Genomic DNA, 24,942 nt, shown 5'->3' with positions numbered 1-24,942 from the left:
TGGGAGGAGGGGGAACAGAGGGGGAACAGCGCAGGGCCGGGCTTCCCGGCAGGCCTCAGCAGGGAGCCTGTCCGCCGTTGGATCTGCAGATCCCGCCGGGGCCCGGGAAGCGCCCGGGGCCGTTGCGTGGGTAGGTGTTGCCCTGGTTGTCGGTGCAGCGGTAGTCCGAGCACTGCGTGAGTCGCGGAGGCTGCGGCTGGGGTGTGGTGGGGAAGGGCTGGGGAAACACCGCGGGCGGGTAGCCAGGGCCGTAGCGTGGTGGCACCACCACCACGCGCGGTTGCGCGGCGCGGGCGCGTTCGACCTCGGCATAGCCTTGGGGTCCCAGGCAATCGAGGTCCATTTGCCGCTGGGCGGCCTCCAGGCGCTGCCCTTGCTCCTGCGTGGAGCGTGGGCCCTCGCCAGCCAGCATGTCGTAGTTGCGGCGTGAGCGCGCGCACTCGGGCGAGCGTGCATAGTCCTGCGGCAGCGGGGCGTTGGCGGCGCGCGCACGGTTGCGATCCTCGGCACGCCGGGCCTCGGCCTGGGCCGCATCGTTCTCTGCCTGTAGCCGCTGCTGCTTGCGCTCCAGCGCCTCGGCGGAAAGCTGCCGGTCGAGCAGGATCTCTTCGGGCGTGCGGCGGGGCTCCACTTCACGGGTCGCCTCGCCGCTGCTGCAGGCCCCGTCGGTGTACGTCACCTTGCCGGTGCGCGCATCGGTACAGCGGATGACCTGGGCCTGCGCGCCCAGGCACAGGCCTGCCAAGAACAGGCCGTAGAGGGCGGGGCGGAGGATGCAGGCCATGGTGTCTCGCAAGCTGGGGCCAGTGTTCAGGGGTTGGATCGCATGCTGCCGCGCCAGCCGGTCGAAGCCTGGCTGAGGCCGGACTGGACCGGCCGGCTTTCGTTGCGCCTGCGGTCTGCGGCCGCACGGTTGTCGCGCTCGCGCTCCAGGCGTTCGCGGTGCGCCTGCTCGCGCTGGGCCTGCTCCCGATCGCGCTCGCGCTGCCGTTCCTTGTCCCGTTCGCGCTCCTGGTGGTAACGGTGGTCGCGCTCCATCTGGTCGCGCAAGTCGTTCTCCCGGCGCAGGGCAGCCTCCCGGTACTCCTTGTCGCGCCGGTCCTGCTCGCGCTGGCGCTCGCGTTCGGCATAGGCCTCCGGGCCCATGCAATCCATGTCCATGCGCTGCTGGGCGGCTTCCTTGAGCGGGCCATATTCCCGCGTGGAACGATGGTCCTGCTGGATGCGCAGCAGGTCGTAGGCACCGCGGGAGCCTGCGCACCCGGGCGAACGGGCATAGTCATACTGCCGCGGGGCATAGTCGGCGAGTGCACGCTGGAGGTCCGCCGCGCGCTGCGCATCGGATGGCGCGTTACCACTGTCCGCCTGCAGTCGTTGCCGACTGCGCTCCAGCGCTTCGGCGTCAAGCCGCTGCCGCAGTACCTCTTCAGGCGCTGGGCGTATCGTGACGGCGTGTGTGGCCTCGCCACTGTTGCATGTGCCGTCGGTGTAGGCGACTTTGCCGGTGCGCGCATCGGTACAGCGCGTCACCTGGGCCTGAGCGCCCAGGCACAGCCAGGCCGTGCAAAGGCCAAGTACAAGGTGGCGGGCCAGGATCATCTCTCGTCCTGCGGAGCAGCCAGCCATTGCTCAGGGCTGTTCCTTGCTGTTCGATTGCTGGCGGGCACGCCAGTCGGTGGGTGCCGGGCCGGGGCCGTACTGGCGGTTGTCGCCACGCGACCGCTCTGCGGCTGCGCGCCGGTCGCGCTCGATCTGGTCGCGGCGTGCCTGCTCGGCCTGGTTGCGGCGGTCCTGGTCAGCCTGGTTGCGGCGCTCCTGGTCGCGGCGGGCGTTGTCGCGGTCGCGATCACGGTCCCGATCGCGGCGTTCACGCTCGGCCTGTTCGCGCCATTGCTGCTGAGCGCGCTCACGTTCCCGCTCGCGCGCCCAGTCGCGCTCGTCGCGGCGGTTGCCGTAGTACGCCGGCGGCGGCGCCACGTACACGGGCTGCGGCGAATGGTAGACCGGCGGCGAATCGTAGATGATCGTCGACGAGCTCGGCGGGTAGTAGGTGGGGGCGGGTGCGTAGTACGGGTCACCCGGTACCGTGGCACAGCCGGTCAGCACGGCGCCCAGGACCGTAGCGGAGAGAACGCGGGCGATGGTATTTGTCATATGGATTCAGACTCCCGGCGCACGGGGCGCGTTCCGCGTTGCAGGTAAAGGCCCGGAAAACAACACCACGATGGTGTTACATCCGCCAGGCCGCTTGCAACTTGACGTTTGAGCCCCGCATTTGGTTGACCGGACGCCAGTTTGCCGCAGACAGGCGTGCCGCGATAGCCCTTGCGGGTAGGCCAAATGCCACTGGCCGGGTAGGTGCGTGACATCGTTCACGCCCCAAGGCCCGCGTTGCCGCTGGTTGCGCCGCCGCAGCAGCGCAACGGCCCGGCAACGGGCTGTTTTCTTACTTGGGCAGCACGCGGCGGATGGTCTCCGCCAGGTCTTCGGCCACGAACTTGGCCACGTAGCCATCGGCGCCCACGCTGCGCACGTGGTCTTCGTTGGCCGAGCCCGACAGCGAGGAATGGATCACCACCGGCAGTCCGTGGAAGCGCGCGTCCTGCTTGATGTTGCGGGTCAGCGTGAAACCGTCCATCTCGGGCATTTCCAGGTCGGTCAGCACCATGGCCACGCGGTCCAGCACCGTCTTGCCTTCGGCCTCTGCACTCCGGGCGATCGCGTTCAGCCGGTCCCAGGCTTCCTTGCCCGACTTGACCATCTCGTAGGGGGCGTTCAGGGCCTTGAGCTCCTGCTCGATGAGCGAGCGCGCCACGAAGGAATCGTCGGCCGCCAGGATGATGCTGCCGGGCTTGAGCTTGAGCTTGGCGCCCACCTTCTCCTCGGTGACCTCGTGGCCGTCCGAGGGCGAGACCATCTGCAGGATGGCCTCCACGTCCAGCACCTGGGCCAGGCGCGACTCGTCGGTGTTGCCATCCAGGCGGGCAATGCTGGTCACCAGCTTGCCCTTGGCACCGCTGGTTTCGGCCGAGAGCACCTGCTTCCAGTCCAGGCGCACGATGTCTTCCACCGATTCCACGGCGAAGGCCTGCGTGGTGCGTGCGTATTCCGTCACCAGCATGATGTTCAGGCCGGTCTGGGGCTTGCAACCCACGATGGAGGGAAGGTCCAGCACGGGAATCACCTGGCCGCGCAGGTTGACCACGCCCAGCGAATGCGCCGTGGTGCCGGCAATGGGCGTGATGCTGGGCATGGCCACGATCTCGCGGATCTTGAACACGTTGATGCCGAACAGCTCGGACTTGCCCAGCGCGTTGTCGGTGCCCAGGCGGAACAGCAGCAGCTCGAACTTGTTGGTGCTGGTGAGGTTGGTCCGCTCGTCGATGTCCTGCTGCACTGCTTTCATGGGAATGTCCTTTGCGCTGATACGCGCGTTTACAAATTCTAGGATCAGAACGGTGTGCGCAGCACGTTAAATTGTCAGGGCGTACCCGAATGGGGTCTGCCCACCCCCCAACGTCGCGGCGCCGAGACACTGCAGGTGCATGTTCCGTGCCGGCCTGCTGTTGTTGCTGTTACATATCGGCGAAACGCTGCGCACGGGCCCTTGGTGCCCAGGGAGTGCCCTGGACATTTTGCTACAGGCCTGCCACCGGTCCATAGTGCAGCACGGTGGGAAAAGGGTCATAGAAATGGTGCAGCAGCGCCTTCCATTCCTGGTACTGCGGCGATTGGCGAAAGCCCACCTCGTGGTCCTCCAGGGTGTTCCAGCGCACCAGCAGCACATAGTCGTCCGGGCGCTCGATGCAGCGCTGCAGTTCGTGCGACTGGTAGCCCGGCATCGAGGCGATGATGCGCCGGGCCTGGGCAAAGGCCTGCTCGAAGGCACTGGCCTGGCCGGGGCGGATGGTGAGTTGGGCGATTTCCAGGATCATGGGACGGTCTGTTGGGGGTGGTGGGTGCAGCCCCGGTTGTACCCCAGACTCCCCGCTGGCCTGCCCTGGGTCCAGGTTTTCTAGGCCGCGCTCGAGAGCGCGGCCGGTGCCGCCGCCCCTGCCGCGATCACCCCCAGCAGCGCCAGCATGGGGGCGTCCGAGGCGTCGCAGGCCAGGCCCATGTGCCGATCGAAGGCCAGCGCTCCGTCCAGCGGCCGTACCACCGCGTGGCGCGCATGGGCGGCGTGCGATTGCGGCACCACCGCCAGGCCGATGCCGGCATCGACCATGTGCAGCAGCAGTTCCTCGCGCTCGGCGCTGGCGCGCACCGTGAGCGCAATGCCCCGCTCGGCCAGCAGGCGGATGAAGGACTGGTGCAGCGGGCAGTGGGGCCATTCGATCAGCGGCAGGCCCTTGAGGTCGGCCACGCCAAAGCGCTTCCTGAAGCGCAGCGGGTGCTGGCCGGGTACCAGCATCACATAGGGTTCGCTCCACAGGGGAAAGAAGGTGTCGCCGGGTGCCTTGCAATGCCCGGCCACCAGACGCAGCCGGGAGTCCTCGGCACTGGCGGTCAGGCGGACCAGGGCGTGGGGCAGGTGCTGCTCCAGCTGCGCCAGCAGCGGCGCGGCCGGGCCCACGAGCAGGGTGTCCTGCAGGAAGATGCGCAGGGTCTCGCGCGGCGCCTCGCGGAAGTCGCGCACCATGGCGCTCGCGTCCGCCAGCAGGCTGCAGGCGCGCGGGTACAGGCGGTGGCCCTCGGGCGTGGGCGCCAGGCCGCTGCGGCTGCGCTCGAACAGCACCGCGTCGAGCGCATCCTCCAGCCCCTTGATGGCCATGCTGATGGACGGCTGCGCCACGAAGCAGCGCCGCGCGGCCGCCGTCACCGAGCGTTCCTCGTAGGCGGCCACGAAGTAACCGAGCGCGCGCAGGTCAAACAGCATGCTGGCGGAAGGCTCTGCTTCCCACGGCGTTGTACTTGGTCGCCATGCGTCGAACGAGCGCGGCCTGGGCCAGCGACCGCCGCGCAAGGGCCGCCCCGCCGCGCTGGCGGTGTCCCCCTTCCCGAATGGCGCAGCCATTCGAGAGAAGGGGGAAGGCGCGAAGCGACTCAGGGGGTTGTTGTCTCATGCGATGGTGGTGACGTTTTCGCGGAAGTAGTCCACCTGGCCATCCCGTGAGTGGCTCACGATCCAGGTCAGGCTTTCCACCTCCCGCTGTTGTACCGCATAAAAGAAGCGCTGGTGGAACTGCGTGAGCACCCAGTCGTTGCCCAGCGGCTGGCTGTGGGTGTGCAGGATCTGCGTGCCCCGGGGAAACACCTCCACCGCCAGGCGCTGCAGCAGGGTGATCAGGCCCTGCTTGTCGCCGGCCACCTGCCAGCTGGTGTCGGCGCCGTCGCGGTAATGGTCGATGCGCAGGTCCACGTCGTCGGCCACCTGGGCCAGCAGGGTAGGCACGTCGCCGCGCGCAAAGGCGGCGATCACCTGGTCGATGGGGTAGGTGGGGGTGGCGGGGTTCGTCGTCATGGCAAGGCTCCTTGGGGGAAGAAAGAAGCCGCGACTGTAGGCAGGCCACTGCGCCCGCACAACGATGGAATTTATGGCCCGTGGCGATAAAAAACCGATGGATGTCCAGGGGCCGCTGCGGGGCTCAATCCAGCATGCCGGGGACCTGGCGCAGGTAGCTGTGCAGCGCCGCAATCGCCTGGCGCACCTTGGCGGGCTGCGCGTCGCGCTGAGGCGTCACGGCCCAGACGTCGAGCGTGCCCAGATCCCACTGCGGCAGCAGGCGCGCCAGGCGGCCCGATTGCAGTGCATCGTGCACGTCGCTGCTGCCCAGCATGGCCACGCCCAGCCCGGCTTCGCACATCTGCTGCAGCGAGAGCTGGTTGTTGCTGGCGATGCGCGGCTCCATGCGCAGCGCGCGCGCCTCGCCGTGGTGGTTGCGCAGCTCGGCGAACATGCCCTCGCCATCGCGCACCAGGCCCAGCCAGGCGTGCGAGAGCAGGGCGTCGGGGTGCTGGGGCAGGCCATGGCGCGCCACCCAGTCGGCCGAGGCGCAGAGGTAGACATTCATCGCGCACAGGCGCCGTGCCGCCCAGCTCGAATCCTGCAGCCGGCCAAAGCGCACGGCCAGGTCGATGCGGGCGTTGATGAGGTCGATGGGCGCGTCGTCCACCAACAGGCGCAGGCGCAGCGCCGGGTGGGCCGCCAGCATGTCACCCAGTGCCGGTGCGATGTGCCGGGCAAAGCCCACCGTGGCCGACAGGCGCAGTTCGCCGCTCGGTGCATCGCGCGAGGCCGCCAGTTCGGCCCGCGCTTGCTCGGCCGCTGCCCACATGGCCGCGCAGCGCGCGTGGTAGCGCTGGCCGGCCTCGGTCAGCGCCAGCTGGCGCGTGGAGCGGTGCAGCAGGGTCACGCCGCCATCGCTTTCGAGCTTGCGCACCTGCTGGCTCACGGCCGAGGTGCTCATGCCCAGGGCGCGCGCCGCCCCGCTCATCGAGCCGTGCTGCACCACGGCGGCGAATACGGCCATGCGTTTCAGGTCGTCCATGAAGTGCCTTGGGGGTTGATTGTGAAGCTGAGCTTCAAGCAGAAGGCATTTTCAGGCCTCTACCGGGCTCTTTGACAAGCCCCTATTCTCACTCCATCGCTTCAACCAACGGAGAATCCTATGAAAATCGCCCTGATCGGCGCCACCGGCTTTGTCGGCTCGGCCGTGCTCGAAGAACTGCTGCGCCGCCAGCACCAGGTGACCGCCCTGGCCCGCAACCCCGGCAAGATCGCCGCCCGCGAAGGCCTCACCGTGGTGCAGGCCGATGCGCAGGACGCCGCCCAGGTGGCCCAGGCCGTGGCCGGCCAGGACGCCGTGGTCAACGCCTACAACCCCGGCTGGACCGTGCCCGACATCCACGACCAGTTCCTCGTCGGCACGCGTGCCATCTATGCGGGCGTGAAGCAGGCGGGCGTCAAGCGCCTGCTGGTGGTGGGCGGCGCGGGCAGCCTGTACGTGGCGCCCGGCGTGCAACTGGTGGATACGCCCAACTTCCCCGCCGAGTACAAGCCGGGCGCCCTGGCCGCCCGCGAGGCACTGAACCTGATCCGCAGCGAAACCTCGCTGGACTGGACCTTCCTCTCGCCCCCCATCCTGCTGGCCCCCGGTGAGCGCACCGGCCAGTACCGCCTGGGCACCGATGCACCGCTGATGAACGGTGAAGCCCCCGGCGGCATCAGTGTGGCCGACCTGGCCGTGGCCATCGCCGACGAGTTGGAGAACCCGCGCCACGTGCAGCAGCGCTTCACCGTGGCGAGCTGATCGCCTTCGGCCAGGGGGCTGAAAGGCACACGCCCGGCATCGCCGGGCGTTTTGCATTGTGCGCAGTGCATACACTCCCTGCTCCGTGTTGCCCCCTTCCTCCTGATGCAAGCCCTGTTGAACGCCATCGCCACGATGGCCCCCCTGCCCACCGACGCCCAGCGCGTGTTCCATGGCCGCGGCGGCCTGTACCCGGGCTGCGAGCACTGGGTGCTGGACGTCTTCCCGCCCGTATGGGTGCTCACCAGCTTCCAGCCCGTGGCCGAGGAGGACCTGGCCACCATCGGTGCCGCCCTGGCCGCGCGCTGGGAGCAGTTGCACCCGGGCGAGCCGCTGAACTGGGTCTTCCAGACCCGGCACGAGGGCCGCAGCGAGACCCGGCTGATGGCCGGCAGCGTGCCCGACCCGCATGTGGTGACCGAGCAGGGCGCGCGCTTTCGCGTGCACGTGGCCCGCGGCCAGAACCATGGCCTGTTCCTCGACATGGCCGAGGGCCGCCGCTGGGTGCGCGACTACGCCGCCGCGCGCAGCACCGACCGCTATGGCCTCAAGGTGCTCAACCTGTTCGCCTACACCTGCGCCTTCTCGGTGGTGGCCCTGCAGGCCGGCGCCAAGCAGGTGGTCAACGTGGACATGGCCCAGGGCGCCATCGCCATCGGCCAGCAGAACCACCAGCTCAACGGCCTCACCACGGGCGCGAGCTTCCTCGCGCACGACATCTTTTCCACCTGGGGCAAGATCACGCGCGGCGGGCCCTATGGCCTGGTGATCGTGGACCCGCCGAGTTTCCAGCGCGGCAGTTTCGTCGCCACCAAGGACTACGCGCGCCTGATGCGCCGCCTGCCCGACCTGCTGATCCCGGGCGGCCATGCGCTGCTGTGCCTGAACGCGCCCGAACTGGACACGGCCTTTTTGCAGGACCAGATGCGCGAAATCGCGCCACAGCTGGAGTTTGTCGAGCGCGTGGCCAATCCGGCCGTGTTCGCCGATGTGTCGGAGGAGCGCTCGCTCAAGGTGCTGGCCTATCGCATGGCGGACTGATCAGCCGCCGCTCACGTGGGAGTGTTCAAGGCGTGGTGTCGCCATCGATTCCCAGAATGGCACCGACCGAGCGCTCCAGTTCTGCCACCAGATCCGGGTCCATGTACTGGTACTCGTCGGGGATGTCGAGCACGTGGATGGGCTTGTCCGCAAGGACGCTGCCGAACTCTGCCAGGAGCCGGGACTTGTGCTTTTCTTCCATCACGAAGATGGCCTGGGCCCACTGCAAGTCCCGTTCGGACACCGGGTGCCGTGCGTTGGGGCTGGTGCCCGCAGACCGCACGGACAGCAGGGGATGGTTGCGCCAGACTTTTTCGGCGGTGGGGCTGCGCCACTGGTTGCGGCTGCAGACGAACAGTACCTGGAGCCGTTGTTCGGCTTGGAGCCTGGACTGGCCCGAGTGGTCTCTCGGCGGCTTGAGCGGCAGCGGTTCGCCAGCGGTGGCTGCCTGGCTGGGGTTTGGGGCCCGTGCGCGTTGCACGGCCTGGCGGTAGCGGAGCTTCCAGTCCTGGTCGCGCTGGGGGTCAGGGGGCATGCAGAAGGGGGCGAAGTGGAATCATCAACCGACTGTAGCGCCACTGCGGTGTGCTTCCAAGCCGGGTGTCCTGCGCTTGCAACACGCTTCCAGGCCGGACGCGGCGCCAGTGCCTTGGCAGGGGCCTGGGATCATTGGCCGGCGCGTTGGTGGCGCTCCTTGAGCTTTGCCACTTCCTTCACCTGCTGCCGAAAGGCCTCCACAGCCTCCCGCGAGTCCGCGTCCCAGGACTCGGTCTTCATGTGCTGCAGCACGGCCAGCAGCGCATCGCTCAACTGTCCTATCTGGCGCCCGTAGCTCCCCACGTCCTCGATGATCTTCTGCTCGAGTTCGGGGTCCGAGGATTTGCCCATGTTGATGTTGATCAGGCCCACCTGGCCCATCGTCATCTTGGTCCAGTACTGGAAGGCCTGGTTCACGGGGCCGGACAGGGGCATGTGGAAATCGGGCATGGCGCATCTCTCCTTTGAGGTTGGTGGCGGCAGGAGAAGAGATTGCAAGCCAAAAGCCGGCCCGTATCCAGAAAATTCTGGCAAGCTCTAGCCCGTAAGCCAGCGCAGCGGCGCCAGCACCGTTTGCGGAAACAGCACCATGATGAACATCACGGCGAACTCGGCGGCCATGAAGGGCAGCACGCCGCGCGTGACCTCGTCCATCTTCATGCGTCCCACGCCGGCCACCACGTTCAGGATGGTGCCCACCGGCGGGGTGACCAGGCCGATCGAGTTGTTGATGATGAACAGCACGCCGAAGTAGACCGGGTCGATCCCTGCCGCCTTGATCACGGGCATCAGCACCGGCGTCAGGATCAGGATGGTGGGCGTCATGTCCATCGCGGTGCCCACCAGCATCACCAGCACCATGATCGCGATCAGCAGCAGGGTCTGGTTGCCCATGAAGGGCTTGAGCAGCTCGACCATCTGGGCCGGCAGGTTGGCCACCGTGATCAGCCAGGACGACACCATGGCCGCCGCCACGAGGAACATCACCACGGCGGTGGTCTTGGCGGCGGTGGTGAAGATCGGCAGCAGGGCGGACAGCGGCAGCTCGCGGTAGATCACGCTGGCGACGAACAGCGAGTACACGGCCGCCACCACGGCGGCCTCGGTCGGCGTGAAGACCCCCATGCGCAGGCCCACCAGGATGAACACCGGCAGCGTCAGGGCCCAGACCGATTCGCGGGCCGCGCGCCAGATCTCGGCCGCGCTCTTCTTTTCGGGCAGGGCGAGGGCCTCCTTGCGCCCCACCCACCACCAGGTGACCGCCAGGCCCATGCCGATCATGATGCCGGGAACAATGCCGGCAATGAACAGCTTGCTGATCGACACATTAGCCGCCACACCGAAGATCACGAAGCCGATGCTCGGCGGGATGATGGGGCCGATGACGCCCGAGGCCGCGATCAGCCCGCCCGACACCTCCTTCTTGTGCCCGGCCTTGACCATCATGGGCAGCAGCAGCGCCGTCAAGGCCGCAGCGTCGGCCACGGCCGAGCCCGACAGCGAGGACAGCAGGCACGCCGCCAGGATCACCACATACCCGAGGCCGCCCTTGACGTGCCCCACCAGGGCCAGTGCGAAGTTCACGATGCGCTGCGACAGGCCGCCCACGTTCATGATCTCGCCGGCCAGCATGAAAAAGGGCACGGCCAGCAGCGGAAAGCTGTCCGCGCCGTTGATGAAGTTCTGCGCCAGGATCTGGGCATCGAACAGGTCGAGCTGCCACATCAGCCCGACGCCCGCCGCCAGCAGCGCGTAGGCGATGGGGATGCCCAGGGCCATGGCGCCGATCAGGCCGCCGAGAAAAATCAGCACGGTCATGCTCTTGCCCCTGGCTTGTGGTTGGCAGCGTTCTCGCGTGCGAGTTCGGCCTGCAGGGCCTCCAGCTCCGCCTGTTCTTCGGATTCCTTGACCATCACCAGGTCGTCCTCGCGGACCTTGCCGGTCAGTACCCGCAGCAACTGCAGCACCAGCAGGAAGCCGGCGCATACGGAGAACACCACGCCAGAGGCATAGAAGAAGGCCATCGAGGCTCCGGTGACCGGTGCCTCCACGTCCCAGTTGATCACCATCTGCTTCCAACTTCCGACAAGGAAGAGCCAGGTGAGGTAGAGCATCAGCACCTGCCCGAGCACCATGCAGACTTTCTTGCCCTTGACGGGCAGCCGGGACACGAGCATGTCCGTGCCCAGGTGGGCGTTCTCCTTGAGGGCCGCCACAGCGCCCAGGAAGGTGATCCAGATGAACAGCCAGCGCGAGAGCTCTTCGCTGACCGTGATGCCGGAGTTGAAAACGTAGCGCAGCACCACGTTGCCGAAGACCAGCACCACCATCACGGCAAGCGCCAGCGCGATGAGCAGGTTGATGGCCCGCACGTAGCGGTCGATGAAGGTGTCGAGCATGCTTGGCTCCTTGTTGGCCGTGCTTCAGAGCTGCGTTGGGTTCAGCAGGCCGCGCGCCGCCAGGTTGGCGATGAAGGCCCTGATCCCGAAGCGCCACGGCGGGGCCGTCTCGCTGTGGGTCACGGTGTTGTGCAGGGCACCGAGCCAGGCGCTGTGGATGGTGACCTTGTCGCCCAGTCGGTGGGTAAAGCCGCCGCCGGGCTGGTCACGGTCCTCGATGGGGGCGAACAGGGTGCCCAGGAACAGCATGAAGCCATCGGGGTACTGGTGCGCGGCCAGGGTCTGGGCCACCAGATCGGCCGGGTCGCGGCTGATGCTGGCCATGGTGTTGATGCCGCGCAACGTGAAGCCGTCCAGACCCTCCACGCGCAGGTGCACGGTCTCGCTGCGCACCTGGTCCAGGCCGAAGCTGGCATCGAACAGGCGGATGAACGGACCGATGGCGCACGAGGCGTTGTTGTCCTTGGCCTTGCCCAGCAACAGCGCGCTGCGGCCTTCGATGTCGCGCAGGTTGACGTCGTTGCCCAGGCTGGCGCCCACGATGTCTCCGCGGCTGTTCACCGCCAGCACCACTTCGGGTTCGGGGTTGTTCCAGGCCGAGTCGGCGCGGATGCCGATGTCCTCGCCCGTGCCCACCGAGGCCAGCACCGGTGCCTTGGTGAAGATCTCGGCGTCGGGTCCTATGCCCACTTCGAGGTACTGGGACCACAGGCCTTTTTGCTGCAGCAGGGCCTTCAGGGCCATGGCCTGGTCCGAGCCCGGCCGGATGTCGGCCAGGCTGTCGCCGATCAGGCCGACCACCTGGCTGCGCAGGCCTTGCGCGCGGCTGGCGTCGCCCCGCGCCTGCTCTTCGATCACGCGTTCGATCAGGCTGGCCGCAAAGGTCACGCCCGCGGCCTTCACCACCTGCAGGTCGCAGGGCGCCAGCAGCCAGGGGCGTGCGGTATCGCGCAGGCCGGGCTGGCTGTTGGCCAGCAGGTCGGGCACGCTGCACAGGTACTGGCCCGGGGTGGTCCGTGCTGCCTCGGCGGGGTTGGGCATGTCCAGCAGGGTGCTCATGGTGGGGTAGCGACCGCTCAGGTCGTAGACGCCATCGGCGCGCAATGCCACCACGGCAGGGCCGGGGGGGCGGCCCGGCGTCCAGGCGCGGCCCACCAGGGTGCCGGCCAGGCCGTCATCGGGCAGGGTATGGGCGTGCGTCGCCGCACCGGCCACGGCGGCCGCTGTTGTGTCACTCATCGGTCAGTCCTTGAAAATTCGAGATCGGTGCCAACCAGCCCCTGGGCTGGTCAGTGGTTGTGGCGCGGCGTGTTCTCGGCAATGCGGCGGTAGTCGAGGGCAAAGTCCAGCGTGGCGCCGTCGACCAATTGCCCGGTCTTCTCGCGGTACAGCGCCTCCCAGGGGGACTGGCTGCGGGGCACCGGGGGCGGCGGCAGTTCGCGGCGGCGCCGTGCGATCTCTTCGGGCGCCACCAGCGCATCGCAGCGGCCGGCCGCCAGATCGATGCGCAGGGTGTCGCCGCTCTGCAGCCATGACAGGCCGCCACCCACCGCGCTTTCGGGCGAGGCGTTGAGGATCGAGGGGCTGTCGGCCGTGCCCGACTGGCGTCCATCCCCCAGGGTCGGCAGGGTGGTGATGCCGCGGCGGATCAGGGCGTCGGGCGGCTGCATGTTGACCACCTCGGCCGAACCCGGCCAGCCGATGGGGCCGGCGCCGCGCATCACCAGGATGCAGCCCTCGTCGATGCCCAGCGCCGGGTCGTTGATGCGTGCGTGGTAGTCGTCGGCGCCATCGAACACCACGGCGCGGGCCTCGAAGACACCTTCGGCCCCGGGCCGGCTCAGGTAGCACTGGCGAAAGGCCTCGGAAATCACCGAAGTCTTCATGATCCCGAAGTCGAACAGATTGCCCCGGAGCACCAGGAAGCCGGCCTTGTGCATCAGGGGCGCCTCGAAGGGGAAGATCACCTCGCGGTCGCGCGTCTCGCGGCCCTGCAGGTTCTCGGCCACGGTCTTGCCGGTCACGCTCAGGCAATCGCCGCGCAGGCGCCCGGCCTGCTGCAGCTCCCACATCAGTGCCGGCACGCCCCCGGCGCGAAAGAAGCGCTCGCCCAGGAACTTGCCGGCCGGCTGCATGTTGAGCAGCAGCGGCAGGTCGTAGGCGTGTTCGGTCCAGTCCTCGGCCCGCAGGTCCACGCCGGCATGCCGCGCCATGGCCATGATGTGCACCTGCGCATTGCTCGATCCGCCGGCCACGCTGACCACCGACAGGGCGTTGAGAAAGCTGTCGCGGCTGAGGATGCGCGAGGGCCGCAGGTCCTCGAAGGCCATCTCGACGATGCGCCGCCCGGTCTCGTACGCCATCTGGCCGCGTTCGCGGTAGGGCGCGGGGATGGCGGCACAGCCCGGCAACGACAGGCCCAGGGCCTCGGCCACCGCGTTCATGGTGGAGGCTGTGCCCATGGTGTTGCAATGGCCCGCGGAGGGCGCGCTGCTGCAGGCACGCTGCAGGAATTCCTCCTCGCCGATCTCGCCCGCTGCCAATTGGCGGCGGCTGCGCCAGATCACGGTGCCCGAGCCCACGAGCTCGCCGTCGTGCCAGCCGTCCAGCATGGGGCCGCCCGAGAGCACGATGGCCGGGATGTCCACGGTCGAGGCCGCCATGATCCCGGCCGGCGTGGTCTTGTCGCAGCCCGTGGTCAGCACCACGGCATCGATGGGGTAGCCATACAGGATCTCGACCAGGCCCAGGTAGGCCAGGTTGCGGTCCAGCGCGGCGGTGGGGCGGCGGCAGTTCTCGAAGATCGGGTGCACCGGGAATTCCATCGGAATGCCGCCGGCATCGCGGATGCCGTCGCGCACGCGCCGCGCCAGGTCCACATGGATGCGGTTGCAGGGCGACAGGTCGCTGCCGGTCTGGGCAATGCCGATGATGGGGCGGCCCGAGCGCAGTTCCTCGGGCGTGAGCCCGTAGTTCATGAAGCGTTCGAGGTACAGCGCGGTCATGTCCGAGCGCGCGGGGTCGGCGAACCATTCGCGCGACCGGAACGGGCGGCGGGGTGTCTTGTGCATGGCGTGGCTTGAAAGGGGAAAGACAGGAGAGGCTTCGCGCCGGCGCGCGGCAGTGCCCGCGCCGGCCGGGACCGGATCACTTGGCGGTGCCGCGCACCTTGGCCAGCTCGGCGTTCAGCTCGCCGGTGGTCTCTTCACCGAACTCCTTGCCGTACTTGGCCAGCACCGGCTGCAGCTTGGCGCGCATGCGGGCCTGCTCGGCCGGGGGCAGCTCGGTCACCTGCATGCCCGCCTTCTTGAGCTCGCCCAGGGCCTTGTCGCCGAAGGCGCGGATGGTCTTGCGTTCGAACAGGGTGGCCTCGCGCGCGGCCTCCTGCATGATCTTCTGCTCCTGGGCCGAGAGGCCGTCCCAGGCCTTCTTGGAGATCAGCAGCACCCAGGCGCTGTACATGTGGCGCGACAGCACCAGGTGCTTTTGCACCTCGTAGAACTTGCTCGACAGGATGGTGGCAGGCGGGTTCTCCTGGCCGTCCACGGCGGCCTGCTCCATCGCCGAATACAGCTCGGTGAAGGGCATGGGCGTGGCATTGGCGCCCAGGGCGTTGAAGGTGTCCAGGAACAGCGGGCTCTGGATCACGCGCAGCTTCAGGCCGGCCAGGTCGTCGGCCTTGGTGATAGCCCGGCGCGAATTGGTGACGTGGCGAAAGCCGTTCTCCCAGAACCCCAGGCCCACCAGGCCTTTTTCCGGCAGCTTGGCCAGCAGCTTCTGGCCGAAGGGGCCATCGAGCACGGCATCGGCCTCCTGCTCGTTGTTGAAGGTCAGTGGCAGGTTCAGCACGCCGAAGGGCTTGATCAGCGACATCAGGGTCGAGCTGTCGGGCACCGTCATCTCCAGGGTGCCGCCGCGCAGCGCCGAGGTCATGGTCACATCGTTGCCCAGCGAGCCGCTGGCATACATCCTGGCCACCAGCTTGCCGCCGCTCTTGGCCGACAACTGCTCGGCAAAGTGCTTGACGGCCAGTGCCTGGGGGTGGTCGTCGTTCAGGCCGATGCCGACCTTGAACACGTGTTCCTTGGTCTGCGCAGATACCGGGGCGGCCAGGGCGGCCATGAGCGTGGCCGCCAGGGCCAATGTTGTGAACTTCATGAATGTCTCCAAATATGGAATGGCTTGGACACGATGGGATGGCCCATCGGCACCTTCAGGTCTCTGGCGGACCCTCCTGGACGCAGGGCAGAGATTAGGTTTTGGGCCTGCCCGGGTCCACTCACTTTTTTGCTAGCATCCATTCCAAATGCTTATGACTTCAGGTCCGTTCCCGGGCAAGCCCCTGTCCATGGCCCAGGCCTGCGCGCGGCTGCGCTTTCGGCACCTGCAGTTTCTGGACATCCTGGGCCAGACACGCAACCTGCGCCTGACGGCCGAGCAGATGCACATCACCCAGCCGGCGGCCACCAAGATCCTGATGGACATCGAGGAGATCCTGGAGTCCCGCCTGTTCGAGCGTCTCTCGCGCGGCATGCGGCCCAACGAGCTGGGCCTTTTCACCTTGCGCTATGCCGCGTCCTCGCTGGCCGGGCACCGCAAATTCGTCGAGGAGTTCAATGCGCTCAAGCAAGGCGGGCATGGCCACCTCACGATAGGCGCCATCACGGGGTCCGCCGCGCACGTGCTGATCGCCTCCGTGGCCGAGATACAGCGGCTGCGCCCGCTGCTGGTGCTCAAGGTGCTGGAGCAGAGCAGCGACCAGCTCGTCGCCTGGCTGGAAGAGCGCAAGATCGACCTCATGATCGGGCGCTTCACCGACGATGCGCAGAGAACGCAGTTCCAGTACGAGCGCCTGTCCAGCGAGCCGCTGCAGGTGGTGGCGGGCGTGCACCACCCGCTGCGCGGCGCGCGCGACCTGGGCATGGCGGAGCTGTCCCACTGGCCCTGGATTCTCTACCCCGCTTCCACGGCCTTGCGCAAGGTGTCCGACGACATCTTCGGGCGCAACGGGCTGGCCCTCGCCTCGGGCGTGGTCGAGACCCCTTCCTTCCTGTTCGCGCTGGAGATGATGCAGGCCACCGACATGCTCTCGCTGCAGCCTTCGGCCCTGGTGGAACGCTACATCCACAAGGGGCTGCTGGCGCGCATCCCGGTGGAACTGCCGGACCGCATGCCGGACTACGGCCTCATCACGCGGCTGGGCGAGTCGCCCACGCCGGCCGCGCAGGCGTTCATCGACGTGCTGCGCGCAGTGGCGGCCCCGCCCACCGAGGCTGCACCGTGAGCGAGCCGCCTGCAGTGCCCCAGGCGCTCCATCGATAACAAAAGGTTATTCGAAAATGGACGCGGCTGCCGGCCAGTATGCTCTGCGCCCTTTCTCCCATTGAATCCTTGCGGGAACTCCCCCATGCCAGACGATCAGGACATCCCCGAACCCATCAACGAAGCGCGCCTGTGGAGCGACGAGCGCTGGATGGCGCGCGTCATCAAGAACGAGGACGACGATGGCTGGGCCGTGTCCATGACCCTGCACGGCGAGGCCGAGCCGGCGCTGGTGGGGCCCTGGACCATGGGGCGCGACAAGAAGAACCCCAAGCCGCTCGACGTCTCGGCGTTCAACACCCTGGTGAAGACGGCCAGCGAAGTGCTGCGCCGCCACGAGCAGCAGTTGCACGCCCAGCTCAACAAGAACCTCGCCATCACCACGGCGCAGGGCCAGCGCCTGCGCGTGGCGCTGGCCATCGTGCCCGACGAGGAGGGCGCCACGGCGACGCTGAGCGCCCAGGACGAACTGGGCGAGGAGATCGCGCGCGTGCCCGTGTCGCCCGGCTTCAAACTCACCGTGGCGACTGCCACGGCCTGGGTCGAGGGCGGTTTCGAAAAGCCGCGCTGACCATGTTGCTGGTCTTGCAGGTGACTGCACGATCTCAGGGTTTGCCCTAGAATAATTCCGCCGGGCTCGAATTCTTTCAGTCCGGCAGCGTTCTCAGGGCGGGGTGCAATTCCCCACCGGCGGTATCTGTGCAGTCTTGGGCCATCCAGGGCAGTGCAGGAGCCCGCGAGCGCCTGCAGCAACTGGCTGGTGTCTTCGGATGCATGCCAGGAGCGGCGGGGTCAGCAGATCTGGTGCGATGCCAGAGCCGACGGTCACAGTCCGGATGAAAGAGATCGCGAAGCCATGGGCCCTGCCGCCGGTGTGGGCGCCCGCGTGGATGCATTGCCGCTTCGGTGCGGCCGGCCTTCGGGTCGGCGGGTGCTGCAGGTGCGGGCCCGCGCGTGCGCCATGCCGTGTGCAGACGCCTTGTTCGCGCGCGCCCTGATTCTGGTAATCCTTTTCTTTCGTACGAGAAAATCCATGAATCAGCCTCTCCCTCCCCATGCAGTCACGGCCATTGCCGGCAGCGGCGCCCCTCGCGGCGAACGCGTCGCGGTGATATGCGCCAGCTGGCACCGGGACATCGTTCACCAGGCCCGCGATGCGGCCGTGGCGGAATTCGGCCGCAATGGCCTGCCTGCGGGCCAGGTCGAGCATTTCGACGTGCCCGGCGCCTTCGAGATCCCGCTTCTGGCCAAGAAACTCGCGCAAAGCGGGCGCTATGACGCCATCGTGGCCTGCGCCCTGGTGGTCAACGGCGGCATCTACCGCCACGAGTTCGTGACCACGGCCGTCATCGACGGCCTGATGCGCGTGCAGCTCGACACCGAAGTGCCGGTGATGAGCGCCGTGCTCACGCCGCGCGACTTCCATGAGCACGAAGAGCATGTGCGCTTCTTCCGCGAGCACTTCGTGAAGAAGGGCACGGAAGTGGCCCAGGCCTGCCTGGCCACCATGGCCCATCTGCGCGCGCTGGAGCCAGCGCACGGGGATTGATGAACGGGTAGGCAGTCCGCTCCTCAGCCTGCTGCCAGCCTGGGGATCCGCTGCGAGGGCGCGATCTGGGCCCCGCTGCCCTGGGCCTGGCCTGCACCCGGGTGCAGGCGAAACACCGCCACGGCCTGCACCAGTTGCTGGGCCTGCACCTTGAGGCTGTCGGCCGCAGCCGCGCTTTCCTCCACGAGGGCCGCGTTCTGTTGCGTGGCCTGGTCCATCTGCGTGATGGCCTCGCCCACCTGCGACACGCCCAGGCTCTGCTCATTGCTGGCCGCACTGATCTCGCCCACGATGTCCGTCACGCGGCGGATCGATGCCACCACCTCGGTCATGGTGGCCCCCGCCTTGTCGACCAGGGTCGTGCCCAGCTCGACCCGCTCCACGCTGGCGTGGATCAGGCTCTTGATCTCCTTGGCCGCTTCGGCACTGCGACCGGCCAGGCTGCGCACCTCGCTGGCCACCACGGCAAAGCCGCGGCCTTGCTCTCCGGCCCGGGCGGCTTCCACCGCCGCGTTCAGCGCCAGGATGTTGGTCTGGAACGCAATGCCGTCGATCACGCTGATGATGTCGGAGATCTTCTTGCTGCTGTCGTTGATGCCCTTCATGGTCTTCACCACCTCGGACACCACGTCACCGCCCTGCACGGCCACGGTGGAGGCATTGAGCGCCAGCTGGTTGGCCTGGCGGGCGTTGTCGGCATTGGCCTGCACGGTGGAGTTCAGTTCTTCCATCGAGGCTGAGGTCTCTTCGAGCGCACTGGCCTGCTGCTCGGTGCGGGCCGACAGGTCGTTGTTGCCCTGGGCGATCTCGGCACTGGCCAGGGCCACGCTGTCGGCATTGGTGCGCACATTGCTCACCACGCTGGACAGGCTGCCCTGCATGGCATGCAGGGCGTTGAGCAACTGGGCGATCTCGTCCCGGCCGCGCACCTCGGTGGCCACCGTGAGGTCGCCGCCCGCCACGGCCTGAGACACCAGAACGGCATTGCCCAGCGGCTGCGTCACGGTGCGGCTGAACATGATGGCGCCGCCGATGCCCAAAGCGCACACCACCAGCATCACTGCGAGGCTGATGGTGGTGGCGCGCTGCGCGGTGGCGGCCGCGTGGTCGGCCACACCGGTGCTGGCCTTGCCGATCAGCTCGCCCGCCTGGTCAAGCAACTGGGAGGGTTCGCGGTCCATGCCCTGCACGGCCTTGTCGCCGGCTTCCACGTCCTGCCCGGCGGCCTTGAAGGCCTCGAAACCCTTGCGGTAGGCCGCACCCATGCGCTCGTGCGCCTGCACGAACTTGGCCACGTGCTCGCGTCCCTCGCCCGGGGGCAGGGCGGCCAGCAGCTTCTGCGCCTGGTCGCTGACCGACTTTTCCTGCTTTTCAAAGGCAGCCCAGTAGCGCGTGAGCTGGGCCGGGTCCTTGCCGCGGATCAGCACGTTCTTCCATTCCTGCACCTGCACCTTGAAGCCATTGAGCACATCCGACGCCATGCGTTCGTGCTGGAAGCTTTGCGCTACGGCGGTCTGGTAGGTATCGAGGGCCTGGTTCAGGCGGCTGATGCCGAACATGGCGGCTGCAAACAGCAGCAACAGCGACGCGGTAAAGGCCAGGGGGAGCTTGAGGCTGAGCTTCATGACGGGACTCCTTGGATTCCACAGATCACCGCAGCCTGGCAGTCGGGATGCCAGGGCACTCCACTGCATTATGGGCGTTGTAAATGTTTGTGTCCGGCTTTTTTGCGGGACTGGCCGGTACCTGGCCTGTGCCCCGGAATGCAAAAGGCCTGGCTTGCAAGGCCAGGCCTGGGAGGGGCGGGCGTGCGCCGTGGTTACAGAACGCCGGCCGCCCGGAGCTGCGCAATGCGCGCCGCATCCAGCCCCAGCTCGGCCAGCACCTCGTCCGTGTGCTGCCCCAGTGCCGGTGGCGCATTGCGCAGCATGGGCGGGTTGGCCGACAGGCGCAGCGGGCTGGCCACGCCGGTGATGTGGGCCACGCCGTCGCCAGCCTCGCCGTCCTTCCAGCGCGGCAGGGCCACGGCCAGGCCGCGTGCCTTGACCTGGGCATCGTCGAAGGCCTGGGCAATGGTGTTGATCGGGCCGCAGGGCACGGCCTTGTCTTCCAGCAGGGCGATCCAGTCGGCCGTGGTGCGCGTGCGGGTCAGGGCCTCCATGGCCGGGATCAGCTCGGCGCGGTGCTTCACGCGCAGCGTGTTGCTGGCAAAACGCTCGTCGCTGGCCCACTGGGGCTGGCCGGCGGCGGCGCAAAAGCGCGCGAACTGGCCGTCGTTGCCGATGGCCAGCAGCATGGCGCCGTCTTGCGTAGGGAAGTCCTGGTAGGGCGCCAGGCTTGGGTGGCTGTTGCCCTGGCGCGTGGGCGCATTGCCCGTGGCCAGAAAGCCCGCGGCCTGGTTGGCCAGGATGGCCATGCCCACGTCCAGCAGCGACATGTCGATGTGCTGGCCTTCGCCGGTGCGGTGGCGCACGTTGAGCGCGGCGACGATGGCCGTGCTGGCGTAGACACCGGTGAACAGGTCGGTCAGTGCCACGCCCACGCGCAGCGGGCCGCCGCCGGGCTCGCCGTCGCCCCGGCCAGTGATGCTCATCATGCCGGTCATGGCCTGGATCATCAGGTCGTAGCCTGCACGCTCGGCATACGGCCCGTCCTGCCCGAAGCCGGTGACCGAGCAGTAGACCAGGCGCGGGTTCAGCGCGCGCAGGCTGGCGTGGTCCAGGCCGTATTGCTGGAGGCCTCCCACCTTGAAGTTCTCGACCACGATGTCGCTTTGCAGCGCCATGTCGCGGATCAGCTGCTGCCCCTCGGGCGTGGCCATGTCGATGGTGACCGAGCGCTTGTTGCGGTTGCAGGCCGTGAAGTAGCTGGCCTGCGTGGTGTCATTGCCCTGTGCATCCTTGAGGAAGGGAGGGCCCCAGTGGCGCGTGTCGTCGCCCGCGCCGGGGCGCTCCACCTTGACCACGTCGGCCCCCAGGTCCGCCAGGATTTGCGTGCACCACGGGCCCGCCAGCACGCGCGAGAGGTCCAGGACTTTGATGCCATCAAGGGCGCCGACAGGAGGTGTGCTCATAGGATTCGATCAGGAACTGCAAATCGTGAAAGGACAGGCGGCCGCCGCACAGGGTGCAGCGGCCGCGGTGGGACAAGGGGCGGCGCTTGCGCGCCCTTGTCTTAGTTGCTGAAGGCGGCGATGCCGGTTTGGGCGCGGCCCAGGATCAAGGCGTGCACATCGTGCGTGCCTTCGTAGGTGTTCACCACTTCCAGGTTCACCAGGTGGCGGGCCACGCCGAACTCGTCGCTGATGCCGTTGCCGCCCATCATGTCGCGGGCCAGGCGGGCGATATCGAGCGCCTTGCCACAGCTGTTGCGCTTGATCAGGGAGGTGGCTTCCACGGCAGCGGTGCCCTCGTCCTTCATGCGGCCCAGGCGCAGGCAGGCCTGCAGGCCGATAGCGATCTCGGTCTGCATGTCGGCCAGCTTCTTCTGGATCAGCTGGTTGGCGGCCAGGGGGCGGCCGAACTGCTTGCGGTCCAGCGTGTACTGGCGCGAGGTGTGCCAGCAGAATTCGGCCGCGCCCAGGGCGCCCCAGGCGATGCCGTAGCGCGCGCTGTTCAGGCAGGTGAAGGGGCCCTTCAGGCCCTGCACTTCGGGGAAGGCGTTTTCTTCGGGCACGAACACGTCGTCCATCACGATCTCGCCGGTCACGCTGGCGCGCAGGCCCACCTTGCCGTGGATGGCCGGGGCCGACAGGCCCTTCATGCCCTTTTCCAGCACGAAGCCGCGGATGGGGCCCACGGCGCCGCCTTCGGACACTTCCTTGGCCCAGACCACGAACACGTCGGCCACGGGGCTGTTGGTAATCCACATCTTGCTGCCCTTGAGCTTGTAGCCGCCGTCCACCTTGTAGGCGCGCGTGGCCATGCTGCCGGGGTCCGAGCCGTGGTCGGGCTCGGTCAGGCCGAAGCAGCCGATCCACTCGCCGCTGGCCAGCTTGGGCAGGTACTTCTGGCGCTGGGCTTCGGTGCCGAATTCATAGATCGGCACCATCACCAGCGAGCTCTGCACGCTGGCCATGGAGCGGTAGCCCGAGTCCACGCGCTCGACTTCGCGGGCGATCAGGCCGTAGGCCACGTAGTTCAGGCCGGGGCCGCCGTACTGCTCGGGAATGGTGGGGCCGAGCAGACCCACTTCGCCCATCTCGCGGAAGATGGTGGTGTCCATCTTCTCGTGGCGGAAGGCCTCGAGCACGCGCGGGGCCAGCTTGTCCTGGCAGTAGGCCGCGGCTGCGTTGCGCACCATGCGCTCGTCGTCGCTCAGTTGTTGGTCGAGAAGAAAGGGGTCGTCCCAATGGAAGGCGGCGTTTTTGGCCATGGTGCGTGTCTCCGTGAAGATGCAGATGAAAGAGCAGGGCACGGTAAGGGCCATGCCGCGGATGGGTGCCATCGTAGGCCTGCCCCGGCCTCGGAGCAAGCGAGTTCTTTTCATCCAGAAATGCGTTTTTGGAATGTATGGAATACTGGATGCTCGGGTGCGTTGCCACTGGGTCGGCGCCTGCACTGTGTTTAAAAGTTCCTGTTCAGCATGCGCCGCAACATCCCCTCTACCCAGGCACTGGCCTGTTTCGAAGTCGCCGCCCGGCACGAAAGCTACACCCGCGCCGCGCAGGAGCTGTCGCTCACGCAAAGCGCCGTGTCACGCCAGATCCAGGCGCTCGAAGAGTTCCTGGGCGTGGCCTTGTTCCGGCGCACGCGCCATGGCGTGGTGCTCACGCCCGCTGGGGCCCACTACGGCCGCCAGGTGGCGCGCTGGCTGCAGGGGCTGGAGCGCGACACCCTGGACGTGATGGCCCACCAGGGCCAGGGCGGCACGCTGTCGCTGGCGGCGGTGCCCACCTTTGCCACGCGCTGGCTGATACCGCGCCTGCCGCAACTGGCCCAGCAGCACCCCGACATCGTGGTCCACATCGAGACGCAGACCCGCCCCTTCTTGTTTGCCGACGCGCCCTTCGATGCGGCGCTGTACGCCGGCACGGCCGAGCAGGTGGCCAACTGGCCCGGCATCACCGCCCAGCTGCTCATGACCGAGGACGTGGTGCCCGTGTGCAGCCCGCGCCTGCTGGAGGCCGCCGCCCAGCGCGGCCTGGGCCGCGCCTACCAGCCCGTGGCGCCCCAGCTGCTGACCGAGTTGCCGCTCTTGCAGCAGAGCACGCGCCCTTATGGCTGGCGCCAGTGGTTCGAGGCCATGGGCGTGGACGCACCGCACGCACTCGATGGCCCGCGCTACGAGCTGTTCTCCATGCTCGCCGTGGCCGCCACCTGCGGCCTGGGCGTGGCGCTGATCCCTCCCTTGCTCATCGAGGCGGAGCTGGCGCGCGGCGAACTGGTGGTGGCGTGCAACCAGCCGCTGCAGGGCGAGCGCGGCTACTACCTCATCCGCCCCGCGCACGCGCAGTCGCCGGTACTGGCGGCCTTCTCGCAGTGGCTGCGCGAGGCGGCGGGCGCGCAGGACTCCTAGGACTCTGTCCCTAGGGCTGCCACCGGCTTGCGCCTTGCGGCGGACAGGTCTACGCTGGCGGTGCGGGCAATAACGAGCAAGCAAAAGTAGGGCAGGGGCCACGTCCTCCCGGGTCCTACAGGCCGATTGGAAAGATGGACGGAACGTATGCGCGGTGCGCGGGTCACACCCAGTGTGTGGCGTCGGGGAGGCATTCCCGGGCCATGCAGGCACCTCATACCTTTACTATTTCATCAAGGAGCCGTCATGACATTGAACGCGAACTACAGCCCCGTCTACCATGCCCCCCATTTCGAGCCCACGGTGGACGAACTCGCCGCCTTGAAGCACCTGGAGATGGAGAACATCAGCGTCACCTCGGCGCTGAAGGAGCATGTGTCCGGGCGCTTGTACGAGCACGGCTTCATTGCCAAGAATGCACACGGCCAGCTGACCATCACCGACACCGGCCGCCACCTGGTGCGCAGACAGGACAACTGAACGGAGGCGCCCGCGCCCGGCCGGCTGGAGGCCGGCCCTGCGCACCGCGCCTACACACCGGGGTTGAAGGTCGTCGCACAATGGCAGGCACAGGAGGCCATGATGCAAGACCCGCAGGAAGAAAACGTTTTCGGTGAGTACGACGGATCGACCTACTCGGCCACGCTGCGCGAGCAGGCGGGCCGGTACTACTGCAGCAACCTGGTGATCGATGGGCACAACACCCTCGTGACCAACGATGGCTGGTCCAGTCGCGAAGAGGCCATGCAGGCGCTGGACGAGATCGCCTCGGGGGCGCGCAAGCCCTAGCCCGGCGTCTCGGGCCGGCTGCAGCGCCCATGGGCCCGGGGTGTCGCACCCTGTTGCGATGCCTAGGTTCGTCCCCCTTACTGGTCCATTTCCTTGAACACCTCCGCCGCCGTGCGGAAAGAGTCGATCGCGGCGGGCACCCCGCAGTAGATCGCTGTCTGCAGGAACACCTCCTTGATCTCGTCGCGCGTCACCCCGTTGTTGAGGGCGCCGCGCACGTGCAGCTTCAGCTCGTGTGGCCGGTTCAGCGCCGTCAGCATGGCCAGGTTCAGGAACGAGCGCGTCTTGCGGTCCAGCCCCGGCCGGTTCCACACATCGCCCCAGCAGTACTGGGTCACCATCTCCTGCATGTCGATGTTGAAGTCGGTCGCGTTGCGCACTGCGGCATCGACGTACTCGGCGCCCAGCACCTCGCGGCGGGTGGACAGACCCTGGTCGAACAGGGCGGGGTTCTTGGGTGCTAAGGCGCGGGTCATGAAAGCTCCTGGTGGGTAGTTAGGTAAAGGCCGGCTGGAAAACTGTGCAGCAGTGCACCGCG

At 67.7% G+C, this 24,942-nt stretch carries 27 protein-coding genes and 1 riboswitch; of the genes, 8 read left to right on the top strand and 19 right to left on the bottom strand.

The features are described 5' to 3' along the window. Positions 1 to 55: 55 nt before the first annotated feature. From AC07PA_RS10225 to AC07PA_RS10190, 8 genes are all read right to left on the bottom strand, one after another. Positions 56 to 784: a DUF4124 domain-containing protein gene (locus tag AC07PA_RS10225; protein WP_494605058.1), complete on the bottom strand. Its 729-nt coding sequence runs from the start codon at positions 782 to 784 to the stop codon at positions 56 to 58. A 26-nt stretch (positions 785 to 810) separates the two neighbouring features. Next, positions 811 to 1,599 carry a DUF4124 domain-containing protein gene (locus AC07PA_RS10220; RefSeq protein WP_494605056.1) on the bottom strand — a complete coding sequence of 263 codons (789 nt, stop codon included), beginning with the start codon at positions 1,597 to 1,599 and terminating at the stop codon, positions 811 to 813. A 30-nt stretch (positions 1,600 to 1,629) separates the two neighbouring features. Next, positions 1,630 to 2,154, bottom strand: a complete 525-nt coding sequence (locus tag AC07PA_RS10215; protein WP_494605054.1) for a hypothetical protein — start codon at positions 2,152 to 2,154, stop codon at positions 1,630 to 1,632. A 292-nt stretch (positions 2,155 to 2,446) separates the two neighbouring features. Further along, entirely contained in the window at positions 2,447 to 3,406 is a 960-nt protein-coding gene (locus AC07PA_RS10210; protein ID WP_007859746.1) for a chemotaxis protein, read from the bottom strand. A gap of 232 nt (positions 3,407 to 3,638) precedes the next feature. Beyond that, positions 3,639 to 3,935 carry an antibiotic biosynthesis monooxygenase family protein gene (locus AC07PA_RS10205; protein WP_145695261.1) on the bottom strand — a complete coding sequence of 99 codons (297 nt, stop codon included), beginning with the start codon at positions 3,933 to 3,935 and terminating at the stop codon, positions 3,639 to 3,641. Between the two features lie 80 nt (positions 3,936 to 4,015). Beyond that, on the bottom strand, positions 4,016 to 4,876 hold the full coding sequence (locus AC07PA_RS10200; RefSeq protein ID WP_494605051.1) for a LysR family transcriptional regulator: 861 nt from the start codon (positions 4,874 to 4,876) through the stop codon (positions 4,016 to 4,018). A gap of 183 nt (positions 4,877 to 5,059) precedes the next feature. After that, positions 5,060 to 5,461 carry a hypothetical protein gene (locus AC07PA_RS10195; protein WP_007861387.1) on the bottom strand — a complete coding sequence of 134 codons (402 nt, stop codon included), beginning with the start codon at positions 5,459 to 5,461 and terminating at the stop codon, positions 5,060 to 5,062. 124 nt (positions 5,462 to 5,585) lie between these two features. Then, a complete protein-coding gene (locus AC07PA_RS10190; protein WP_494605048.1) occupies positions 5,586 to 6,488 on the bottom strand; it encodes a LysR family transcriptional regulator in 903 nt (300 codons plus the stop codon). Positions 6,489 to 6,608: 120 nt separating this feature from the next. On the opposite strand from AC07PA_RS10190, the gene AC07PA_RS10185 reads away from it, so the two are divergent. After that, positions 6,609 to 7,250, top strand: coding sequence for an NAD(P)-dependent oxidoreductase (locus tag AC07PA_RS10185; RefSeq protein WP_007861379.1), 642 nt, complete (start codon positions 6,609 to 6,611; stop codon positions 7,248 to 7,250). Between the two features lie 105 nt (positions 7,251 to 7,355). After that, positions 7,356 to 8,291 carry a class I SAM-dependent methyltransferase gene (locus AC07PA_RS10180; protein ID WP_494605046.1) on the top strand — a complete coding sequence of 312 codons (936 nt, stop codon included), beginning with the start codon at positions 7,356 to 7,358 and terminating at the stop codon, positions 8,289 to 8,291. Positions 8,292 to 8,316: 25 nt separating this feature from the next. On the opposite strand, the gene AC07PA_RS10175 is transcribed toward AC07PA_RS10180, so the two are convergent. The 7 genes from AC07PA_RS10175 to AC07PA_RS10145 form a co-directional block, all read right to left on the bottom strand. Then, positions 8,317 to 8,826, bottom strand: coding sequence for a low molecular weight protein tyrosine phosphatase family protein (locus tag AC07PA_RS10175; protein ID WP_494605044.1), 510 nt, complete (start codon positions 8,824 to 8,826; stop codon positions 8,317 to 8,319). Positions 8,827 to 8,957: 131 nt separating this feature from the next. Continuing rightward, positions 8,958 to 9,278 carry a hypothetical protein gene (locus AC07PA_RS10170; protein WP_494605042.1) on the bottom strand — a complete coding sequence of 107 codons (321 nt, stop codon included), beginning with the start codon at positions 9,276 to 9,278 and terminating at the stop codon, positions 8,958 to 8,960. 87 nt (positions 9,279 to 9,365) lie between these two features. Next, a complete protein-coding gene (locus tag AC07PA_RS10165; RefSeq protein WP_007855523.1) occupies positions 9,366 to 10,646 on the bottom strand; it encodes a TRAP transporter large permease subunit in 1,281 nt (426 codons plus the stop codon). After that, entirely contained in the window at positions 10,643 to 11,227 is a 585-nt protein-coding gene (locus tag AC07PA_RS10160) for a TRAP transporter small permease (RefSeq protein ID WP_007855522.1), read from the bottom strand. Before AC07PA_RS10160 ends, AC07PA_RS10165 begins: the two co-directional genes overlap by 4 nt. Before the next feature lie 24 nt (positions 11,228 to 11,251). Beyond that, on the bottom strand, positions 11,252 to 12,466 hold the full coding sequence (locus tag AC07PA_RS10155) for a fumarylacetoacetate hydrolase family protein (RefSeq protein WP_494605039.1): 1,215 nt from the start codon (positions 12,464 to 12,466) through the stop codon (positions 11,252 to 11,254). A gap of 50 nt (positions 12,467 to 12,516) precedes the next feature. Beyond that, positions 12,517 to 14,298 (bottom strand): IlvD/Edd family dehydratase, encoded by a 1,782-nt coding sequence (locus tag AC07PA_RS10150; protein ID WP_494605037.1) that lies wholly within the window; start codon positions 14,296 to 14,298, stop codon positions 12,517 to 12,519. 76 nt (positions 14,299 to 14,374) lie between these two features. After that, the gene (locus AC07PA_RS10145; protein WP_494605035.1) at positions 14,375 to 15,385 is read right to left on the bottom strand and encodes a TRAP transporter substrate-binding protein; all 1,011 of its coding nucleotides are present in this window, start codon (positions 15,383 to 15,385) and stop codon (positions 14,375 to 14,377) included. A 148-nt stretch (positions 15,386 to 15,533) separates the two neighbouring features. On the opposite strand from AC07PA_RS10145, the gene AC07PA_RS10140 reads away from it, so the two are divergent. The 3 genes from AC07PA_RS10140 to AC07PA_RS10130 all read left to right on the top strand — a co-directional run bounded on the left by AC07PA_RS10140 (position 15,534) and on the right by AC07PA_RS10130 (position 18,098). Next, on the top strand, positions 15,534 to 16,511 hold the full coding sequence (locus tag AC07PA_RS10140; RefSeq protein WP_007855518.1) for a LysR family transcriptional regulator: 978 nt from the start codon (positions 15,534 to 15,536) through the stop codon (positions 16,509 to 16,511). Positions 16,512 to 16,634: 123 nt separating this feature from the next. Further along, a complete protein-coding gene (locus AC07PA_RS10135) occupies positions 16,635 to 17,120 on the top strand; it encodes a hypothetical protein (RefSeq protein WP_007855517.1) in 486 nt (161 codons plus the stop codon). Positions 17,121 to 17,205: 85 nt separating this feature from the next. After that, positions 17,206 to 17,401: riboswitch (FMN riboswitch) on the top strand. A gap of 181 nt (positions 17,402 to 17,582) precedes the next feature. After that, positions 17,583 to 18,098 (top strand): 6,7-dimethyl-8-ribityllumazine synthase, encoded by a 516-nt coding sequence (locus AC07PA_RS10130; RefSeq protein ID WP_145695270.1) that lies wholly within the window; start codon positions 17,583 to 17,585, stop codon positions 18,096 to 18,098. A 23-nt stretch (positions 18,099 to 18,121) separates the two neighbouring features. On the opposite strand, the gene AC07PA_RS10125 is transcribed toward AC07PA_RS10130, so the two are convergent. The 3 genes from AC07PA_RS10125 to AC07PA_RS10115 all read right to left on the bottom strand — a co-directional run bounded on the left by AC07PA_RS10125 (position 18,122) and on the right by AC07PA_RS10115 (position 22,472). Then, positions 18,122 to 19,723: a methyl-accepting chemotaxis protein gene (locus AC07PA_RS10125; RefSeq protein WP_145695271.1), complete on the bottom strand. Its 1,602-nt coding sequence runs from the start codon at positions 19,721 to 19,723 to the stop codon at positions 18,122 to 18,124. Between the two features lie 194 nt (positions 19,724 to 19,917). Further along, a complete protein-coding gene (locus tag AC07PA_RS10120; protein ID WP_494605032.1) occupies positions 19,918 to 21,171 on the bottom strand; it encodes a CaiB/BaiF CoA transferase family protein in 1,254 nt (417 codons plus the stop codon). Between the two features lie 101 nt (positions 21,172 to 21,272). Next, positions 21,273 to 22,472 carry an acyl-CoA dehydrogenase gene (locus tag AC07PA_RS10115; RefSeq protein ID WP_494605030.1) on the bottom strand — a complete coding sequence of 400 codons (1,200 nt, stop codon included), beginning with the start codon at positions 22,470 to 22,472 and terminating at the stop codon, positions 21,273 to 21,275. Between the two features lie 210 nt (positions 22,473 to 22,682). Here AC07PA_RS10115 and AC07PA_RS10110 point away from each other — a divergent pair, with 210 nt between their 5' ends. The 3 genes from AC07PA_RS10110 (at position 22,683) to AC07PA_RS10100 (ending at position 24,404) form a co-directional block, all read left to right on the top strand. Then, the gene (locus AC07PA_RS10110; protein ID WP_494605028.1) at positions 22,683 to 23,615 is read left to right on the top strand and encodes a LysR family transcriptional regulator; all 933 of its coding nucleotides are present in this window, start codon (positions 22,683 to 22,685) and stop codon (positions 23,613 to 23,615) included. A gap of 246 nt (positions 23,616 to 23,861) precedes the next feature. Next, positions 23,862 to 24,095, top strand: a complete 234-nt coding sequence (locus AC07PA_RS10105) for a hypothetical protein (RefSeq protein WP_494605026.1) — start codon at positions 23,862 to 23,864, stop codon at positions 24,093 to 24,095. A 102-nt stretch (positions 24,096 to 24,197) separates the two neighbouring features. Beyond that, positions 24,198 to 24,404 (top strand): hypothetical protein, encoded by a 207-nt coding sequence (locus AC07PA_RS10100; protein ID WP_007855509.1) that lies wholly within the window; start codon positions 24,198 to 24,200, stop codon positions 24,402 to 24,404. Positions 24,405 to 24,481: 77 nt separating this feature from the next. Here the strand turns inward: AC07PA_RS10100 and pcaC are convergent, their stop codons facing one another. Further along, positions 24,482 to 24,880: a 4-carboxymuconolactone decarboxylase gene (pcaC, locus tag AC07PA_RS10095; protein ID WP_494605024.1), complete on the bottom strand. Its 399-nt coding sequence runs from the start codon at positions 24,878 to 24,880 to the stop codon at positions 24,482 to 24,484. Between the last annotated feature and the right edge of the window lie 62 nt (positions 24,881 to 24,942).

The sequence above is a fragment of the Acidovorax sp. GW821-FHT09B03 genome (genome assembly GCF_059418305.1).
The sequence above is the reverse complement of the archived record's forward strand: the minus strand, read 5'-3'. Positions and strand labels throughout refer to the sequence as shown.